The sequence below is a fragment of the Sphingomonas sp. CFBP 13728 genome (genome assembly GCF_014841895.1).
Taxonomy (GTDB): Bacteria; Pseudomonadota; Alphaproteobacteria; order Sphingomonadales; family Sphingomonadaceae; genus Sphingomonas.
Window position 1 is genome coordinate 1 of record NZ_JACYUS010000017.1, and the last position, 1,188, is coordinate 1,188.

The following is a 1,188-nucleotide window of genomic DNA, read 5'->3' on the forward strand; positions in this document are numbered from 1 at the left end:
GTCTTCTTCTCTGCCGTCGCGCTCGCGGCCACCGTCATCTTCTGGCTATGACCAATGAGTCCTGACCCTAATCCGGGTTGCGCAATTCGGTACGCCGTCGCGTTCCCGGCGTGAAACGCCGAGGTCCGTTCAGGGCTCCCCGTTTCCCAAAATCCGTTCCTGATTGCTCATTCTCGAAATGGCCTATCGGAGATGGAGAAACGGGAAAGATCGCGCCTAACGAGTGGCCGTTATCGGGTGCCTGCATCGCCAGCCTGTACGTCCGGATGTGGCCAATCTCGATCACCAGATTTCCCGCCCGAAGGCCGCTATCCTCAATGGCGTGGATGCGGCGGTGTTCGTCGACGAGATGAAGATCTGGACCGAGCGGCGCAAGGGCCTGCTTGTCGAACTGGAACTTGCCAAACAGGAAACCACAGAGACGGTTTCCCCGGAGCCCGAGCTGCTTACCCCGGACCTGGGCCGCGTCTATCGTAAGAAGGTCGAACAGCTCACCGCGGCCTTCAAGGACGAAGCGCTCAAGGCGCAGGCGTTCGAACGGTTGCGCGCACTCATCGAGACTGTGGTGCTGACGCCGGAAGACGGTGATCTCGCGATCGACCTGCGCGGCGAGCTTGCTTCGATGCTGTCGCTATGTGCCGGAGCGGAAACGCAAAAAGCCTCCGCGGGGGTTCCCTTGGAGGTGTTGCAAATCAAGATGGTTGCGGGGACAGGATTTGAACCTGTGACCTTCAGGTTATGAGCCTGACGAGCTACCGGGCTGCTCCACCCCGCGACGGCACGGCCAGCGTGCGTTGGGTGTAGGAGACATGGTGAATGGGTTTTGGATATGTTGTGAATGCATGTTGCACGGGCTTCAATGCCTGGCGACGACCTACTCTTCCATCGCTTGAGCGATAGTACCATTGGCGCAGTCGGGTTTCACGGCCGAGTTCGGAATGGGATCGGGTGGGACACCGACGCTATAGCCACCAGGCAATGGAGCCGGTGCGACATGCGTACGCGTCATATCTGGGTCCCTCGGGCGCCGCATTGCTGCGAAGCTTGAGGGTTTAAAATCGATACCGTGCTTGGTTTGTAGCCAGCCTCTCGGAACACCGAGTGCTGGTGTAGTGGTAGTAACCAATCCCTCGACGGCGAGGGGATTGGCAATCTGGCGTCGTCTTAATCATCCGCACGCATCGTTGG

Annotated in this window: 1 tRNA gene and 1 rRNA gene; both read right to left on the reverse strand. The window is 59.3% G+C overall.

Features of this window, described 5'->3' with window-relative positions:
* Positions 1-698 precede the first annotated feature (698 nt).
* Positions 699-775 (reverse strand) — tRNA-Met (locus tag IFT67_RS20370).
* An 86-nt stretch (positions 776-861) separates the two neighbouring features.
* A 5S ribosomal RNA gene (rrf, locus tag IFT67_RS20375) occupies positions 862-976 on the reverse strand.
* Between the last annotated feature and the right edge of the window lie 212 nt (positions 977-1,188).